This window comes from Petrotoga sp. DB-2 (assembly GCF_054051725.1).
In genome coordinates, this window is record NZ_JBSVZD010000050.1 from 1 (window position 1) to 5952 (window position 5952).

The 5952-nt window shown below is 33.4% G+C and carries 6 protein-coding genes; 1 reads left to right on the forward strand and 5 read right to left on the reverse strand.

Features of this window, described 5'->3' with window-relative positions; translation table 11 throughout:
* Positions 1–73: 73 nt before the first annotated feature.
* The 5 genes from gndA to ACW9JY_RS10225 all read right to left on the reverse strand — a co-directional run bounded on the left by gndA (position 74) and on the right by ACW9JY_RS10225 (position 5315).
* On the reverse strand, positions 74–1492 hold the full coding sequence (gene gndA / locus ACW9JY_RS10205; RefSeq protein WP_457284289.1) for an NADP-dependent phosphogluconate dehydrogenase: 1419 nt from the start codon (positions 1490–1492) through the stop codon (positions 74–76).
* Between the two features lie 84 nt (positions 1493–1576).
* On the reverse strand, positions 1577–2401 hold the full coding sequence (locus ACW9JY_RS10210; RefSeq protein WP_457284290.1) for an SDR family oxidoreductase: 825 nt from the start codon (positions 2399–2401) through the stop codon (positions 1577–1579).
* 133 nt (positions 2402–2534) lie between these two features.
* Complete coding sequence (locus ACW9JY_RS10215; RefSeq protein WP_457284291.1) at positions 2535–4316, reverse strand: amylo-alpha-1,6-glucosidase; 1782 nt, start codon at positions 4314–4316, stop codon at positions 2535–2537.
* Positions 4306–4971, reverse strand: coding sequence for a PIG-L deacetylase family protein (locus ACW9JY_RS10220; protein WP_457284292.1), 666 nt, complete (start codon positions 4969–4971; stop codon positions 4306–4308). The genes ACW9JY_RS10215 and ACW9JY_RS10220 overlap by 11 nt, the downstream gene beginning before the upstream one ends.
* A 17-nt stretch (positions 4972–4988) precedes the next feature.
* A complete protein-coding gene (locus ACW9JY_RS10225) occupies positions 4989–5315 on the reverse strand; it encodes a carbohydrate ABC transporter permease (RefSeq protein WP_457284293.1) in 327 nt (108 codons plus the stop codon).
* A 101-nt stretch (positions 5316–5416) separates the two neighbouring features.
* Here ACW9JY_RS10225 and ACW9JY_RS10230 point away from each other — a divergent pair, with 101 nt between their 5' ends.
* Positions 5417–5911 (forward strand): metallophosphoesterase family protein, encoded by a 495-nt coding sequence (locus tag ACW9JY_RS10230; protein ID WP_457284294.1) that lies wholly within the window; start codon positions 5417–5419, stop codon positions 5909–5911.
* Positions 5912–5952: the final 41 nt, after the last annotated feature.

Here is a 5952-nt window from a genome sequence, read left to right on the forward strand (position 1 = left end):
GTTCTTTTTCTTCTTGCCTTAACTTAATTTACCTTTAGTTAATCGTTGCTTTGACCTATTTCTGAAGTGGGTATTATATATTATGTATATCTTGCCATTCTGTGTGGAATATACCCTCTTTGTCCCTTCTTTCGTATGTATGAGCACCAAAATAATCCCTCTGTGCTTGAATCAAATTCGCCGGTAACTCTTTTGAACTTAATCCATCAAAATAATCAAGAGCCGAACTTAGAGCAGGAATAGGTATGCCAGCTTGTTTGATTTGAGAAACTACCTCTCTCAACTTTGGAATTTTCTCCTTAAAATCACTTTTGAATTCGTCAGAAATTATCAAATTTACTAAATTGGGGTCATTTTTAAATGTTCTTTGGATTGGTTTTAGAAATGCGGATCTTATTATACATCCATCTTCCCAAATTCTTGCAACTTCTGACAAATCTAAATTATACGCGTATTCTTTGGATGCAACTTGCAACAACTTCATACCTTCTGCGTAAGCAATTATCGTTGAAATATACAAAGCATCCCTTAGGGAATTTATAAAGCTTTCGTTTAAATTCATTTCGATGGGGGTTTCATATATCTCTCCAATCCTCATCCTTTCATCTTTTATTGAGGATAAGGTTCTTGCATTTACGGCGGCGTTTATGGTGGGTATGGAAATATTCAAGTCTAAAGAGTCTTGAACACTCCATTTCCCTGTACCCTTCTGTTTTGCGCTATCTAGAATAACGTCAACAATTGGTCGACCAGTTTCTTCGTCTTTCCACTCTAAAATCTTATAAGTAATTTCCATCAAATAAGATTTGTGTTCTTCGTTCCATTCTTTAAATAATTTACTCATATCCTGAGGATTCATTTTAAGCACTTTCCTCATAATATCGTATGTTTCTGCTATCAATTCCATGATGGCGTACTCTATCCCGTTGTGAACCATTTTTACATAATGACCACTTGATTTAGGACCAAGGTAAGTAACACATGGACCATCTTCTGTTTGAGCAGCAGTAACTTCGAGTATCTCTTTTACCTCTTCATATGCGGATTCATCTCCCCCAGGCATGATGGATGGACCGTGTAATGCGCCGTATTCCCCTCCACTTATACCGGTTCCTAAAAATCTTATTCCTTTTTTATGTAATTCTTCGTATCTCCTATCTGTATCTTTATAAAAAGAATTTCCTCCGTCTATGATTATATCTTCCTTATTCAAATAAGGTAAAAGCTCCTCGATTACATCATCGACCGGTTTGCCAGCTTTAACCATTAAAATAATCTTTTTTGGTGTTTTTAATGAATTAACAAGTTCTTCAATGGAGTAAGTCCCTTGAATATTTTTATTTTTTCCTCTTTCTTCAACAAATCTTTTAGTTTTTTCATTTGTTCTATTGTAAACGGATACCTTAAAACCCTTTGATTCCATGTTTAAAGCAAGATTCTGCCCCATCACCGCCATCCCTATAACCGCTATATCGCTTTTTTGTTGATCCATTTTATCAACTCCTTCTATTTTTTTAGTAAATTGACTTTCACGCGTACAATTGGGCCTTATAGCTTTTATAAACAAAAATATATATTATACACCACTATAAGCAGCGAAACCCCCATCTATTGGAACAACAACACCGTTAACAAACTCAGAACTATCGCTTATCAACCACATCACTGTAGAAATTAGATCTTTAGGTTCTCCAAACCTTCCCATAGGTGTATGATCCAATATTTGATTTCCCCTTCGGGTTAAACTACCGTCTTCATTGGTCAGCAAGAATCGATTCTGATTAGTTAACAGAAATCCCGGAGCTATTGCATTGACCCTTATTTTTTTCGAGTAGTTGTGGTTCATATGAACCGCTAACCATTGTGTAAAATTACTCACAGCTGCTTTAGCTGCAGAATAAGCAGGGATGTTTGTCAAGGGCCTAAATGCGTTCATCGATGAGATATTTATTATCTCTCCATAACCTTTTTCCGCAAAATATTCTCCAAAAACTTGACTTGCCAAAAACGTTCCCAAGAAGTTCAAGTTAAAAACCCACTGTACTGCATCTTCTGGGAGTTCAAAAAAAGATTTATCTTTACTTGTTGTTGCTTCAGGTTTGTTGCCACCTGCACCGTTTATCAGTATATCTATTTTACCAAATGTTTTGAGAATTTCATCTTTCGCTCTTACTAAATCATTTTTTTTCAAGACGTTAGTTTTAATCGCTAGGTGTTCAACACCTTTTTCTGTTAATTCATTGCTTAACAAAGTCATAGCTTTTTCCGAAAGATCCATTATAGCAATCTTCCCACCTGCTTCTCCCAAGGACTTAGCCATTTCAGAGCATAAAACACCGGCTCCACCTGTTATCGCTATTACTTTGCCTTCCACGTTAAAATAATCTTCGACTTTACTCACGTTGATCATCTCCTTTTATGAATTCTTATTTATATTATACAATTAATTCGTTCTAAAATGAAATTAATTATCTATACAATATTCGACTATAATTCTTTCTAATCGTCTCAAATTACTTCTAATCGTTGATAATTCAAAGAAATAATGTTGCAGCCATGGAAGACCATCCTTGGTTGAGTGATCCTCGAGTATAAATTGGGCTATAGTATTCTACAGGGTTTATCCATCCTTTTTCCAAAGAATATTCCCACCATCTAGTTAAAGGATATTTATAATCCATACCTTCTCTCTTCTTAACCAGGGCATATATAGAAGACAAATAAGGCCAATCACTCCCATTGTGGTACCTGTAAGGAAACACACTTTTGCTGAAAAGGTGCTTTTTTGATTTGAAAAATGGCCAAACAGACATAACTCCCCAATCTTCAAACTTTTGCTCTTTGTTATTCTTTGTTTCAAGCATTCTCTCCATAGCGTTTAAAGTTTTTCTTTTTTTATCTTCATCTGCTATATCAAAAAGCAAAGACAATATCGTATCTATATTCAGGTGATCTTCCAAATAGTCGCCAATAAAATCATTAAAATAACCTTTTCCCTCGTTCCACATCTTTTTGTTGAAATTGTGTTTCATTTTTTGATATTTTTCTCTTGTATCTTCAGCAGTCTTTTTATTACCAATTAAATCATATATTAAAGAAGCTTCTTCGAAGGCTTTTATTTGAATCGCCAAATCGTATGTGACCGCTCCATTTCTGTACACATTATCCGCCCAATCGTTTGAATCAAAAGGCTTTTCAAATAATAAATCATTATCAATATCTAAACTAATATACCTTTTAAGAATATTCCCAATCTTATCCAATACAGTGCCATCTGAAAATCGTTCTTTTAAAATACTCAAGTCTCCCGTATTATTAATATAATTAGACAAAAGTATTATGTAGTATCCTCCAGAGTCATGATGGTTTGACCACCAATCTTTTTCGTACCTATAAAATTCTCTTGCCTTTTTGGGTAACATATTTCTTTTGCTTCTAATAAAAGCCAATTCCTCTTCACCTAATTTCATTACACCGCTTGGACAACTTCCATCTTCGTGAACACCTTCAGACAAAAATAAAATTTGGTTTTTAGCAAATTTTGGATTCACTTTCATTATCGGCTGGATAGTCCAAAAACTATCTCTAAAATATGTCCTATTTGGGAAAGAATAATTAACCCCTGCTGCTAAAGCTAGGTTTCCATCGTAATCTTTTATAGAAGAAAAAGCAGTGTGCATTGTAAATAAAAACTCTGATTTTTCTAACTCACTTAAGTCTTTGTTTTGTGTTAAACTGTTCAGATAATGAAGGTATTCTGTATTCTTTTCTTCTAAGTTATTTTCTTCTTTTCCAATAACTATCTCTATTTCGTTGTTCTCGTCAGATCTCAAGACGAAGGCTACTTTTTCACCTTTTATTAGATCTTTTATCTCACCTTTTTTAATAATAATTTTAAAGTCGTCAGCGAATTTCAAACAATTATTTTCTACTTCTTGCTGGTAACTTATAGGAATTTCTATCTTATCGAAAAAAGGCAATTTGAATTCTTTTTTAAAAACAGGGGTGAATGAGAACACTAAATTTTTTAAATTTTTAAATTTAACAACGAAAGAATAAGCAGATGGTTCGCTTATAACAGTCATTTTTGATAAACCATCAATAACTGACATTCCATCAGGCCAAAATCTTGCCCTTTGACTTGGGTAAAAGTTGAATCTTATTTTTGAGATTACCACTCCATACTTGTTGGAAAAAACAGTAAAAGGCATGCAGTTTTTCAACAACATCGTGGAAGATCTGTTACTTATTATGTACTCTTTCGGAAATATTTGAAAATAAGTTAAGCTTCCATCTTCTTCAATCTTATAATACATAATATTCTTCCCCTTTTACCAAAGTTAGAGGATAAAATACTTCTACTGCTTTGTTTCTTCCCTCTAAAACATCAACTGCTAAATATTTGTTCATCAAAGGTATGGGCTCTAAAACTTCCCTTTGAGATTCGTATAATCTTAAAACCTTGATTTTATCTTCTAAAAAATCAGTAATATCTACATGAAATTTAGATTGAGGAATCTTTGTTATATCGGGTATAAACATAAGAACGTTGGAACAATTGTAGGGTTCATTTTCTAAATCATCTCTTTTCGTTCTAGCTAAAAATAAGGCATCTTTAGTACTTTCTCCAATTGCCTTATGATCGGGATGCTTATCTTCAAAATAGTGTGTGAAAAGGATTTTAGGCCTATACTTGCGTATAAGATTTGCGATTAATGCGGCTAAATTATTAATTTCATCTAAATATCCGTCTTTCAGTCCTATCATTTCAAAATAATCAAGTTTCAAAGATTTTGCAGCACGTTCTGCCTCCAATTTCCTTACGTTGATATCGTTGTTTCTCCCTGCAGAGCCATCGGTTAAGATTATTCCCCCACAACTTTTTCCTTCGTTTTTCAATCGAAGTATTGTTCCCCCTGCAAAAGCCTCGTAATCATCAGGATGAGCCCCTATGAAAAGTGCATCCACCATATTTTCTCCTCCCCTTTTTATTTTAAAGATCCCATTGTTATACCTTTTACAAAATACCTTTGAAAGGCTAAAAATACAACCATTACAGGAATCATAGAGAGCGTTGTCATTGCCAAAAGAGATCCCCATTGTACGGTATGCTCACCTGAGAATAATGCCAATCCAAGCTGCAGGGTCATATATTTTGGGGAACTAACAACTAACAAAGGCCAAATATAATCGTTCCATCTCCAAGTAAATGATAACACAGCCAAAGCAGCTATTACAGGTTGAGATAAAGGTATTATGATCCTCCAAAATATTTTTAATTCACTTGCTCCATCGATTTTGGCGCTCTCTATCACTTCTGTAGGAAATGATTACCTTATAATAACACAAAATTTCAACTTATCTCTATTTTTTGATAAAATAATTTTATAGAGTCTTTTATTAAAAAGGAATTAAAATGATGATAGATATAATTGCTATTTCTGACGAGGAAGTATACTTAACAAATAAAGACAAGAAAAAGTTTGACTTACTTATTTGTGCAGGAGATCTTTCTCCACAATACATTGATTACGTGATGAACGAATTCAAACCATCCTTAAGCTTGATGGTACACGGTAATCATGATAAAAAGTATTATAAGTTATACGAAGAAGAAAATAACTCTTTCTCAAAGGTATACAAAGGAGTTTATGTTTTAAATCATGGCATAGTTAACTTAAAAAAATTCATAGGCAAAGACATTATAGTAGCAGGATTTTCCGGTGCTCTAGCTCATGGTTATAGACCTTTTTATTTCAAAGAAAGAGATATTAATAAATTTAAAAGAGAGGTACGTTTCAGTACAATCTTTAAAGGTAATAAGTACAAGCAAATCGATATAATGGTTACACACAATCCTCCTTATATTAAAAATATACTGTCTTTAGAAACTCTAAAACACGTATTGTAACTAACTTTTAATACCTTCAATATTGTACTTTTACCTCCTCA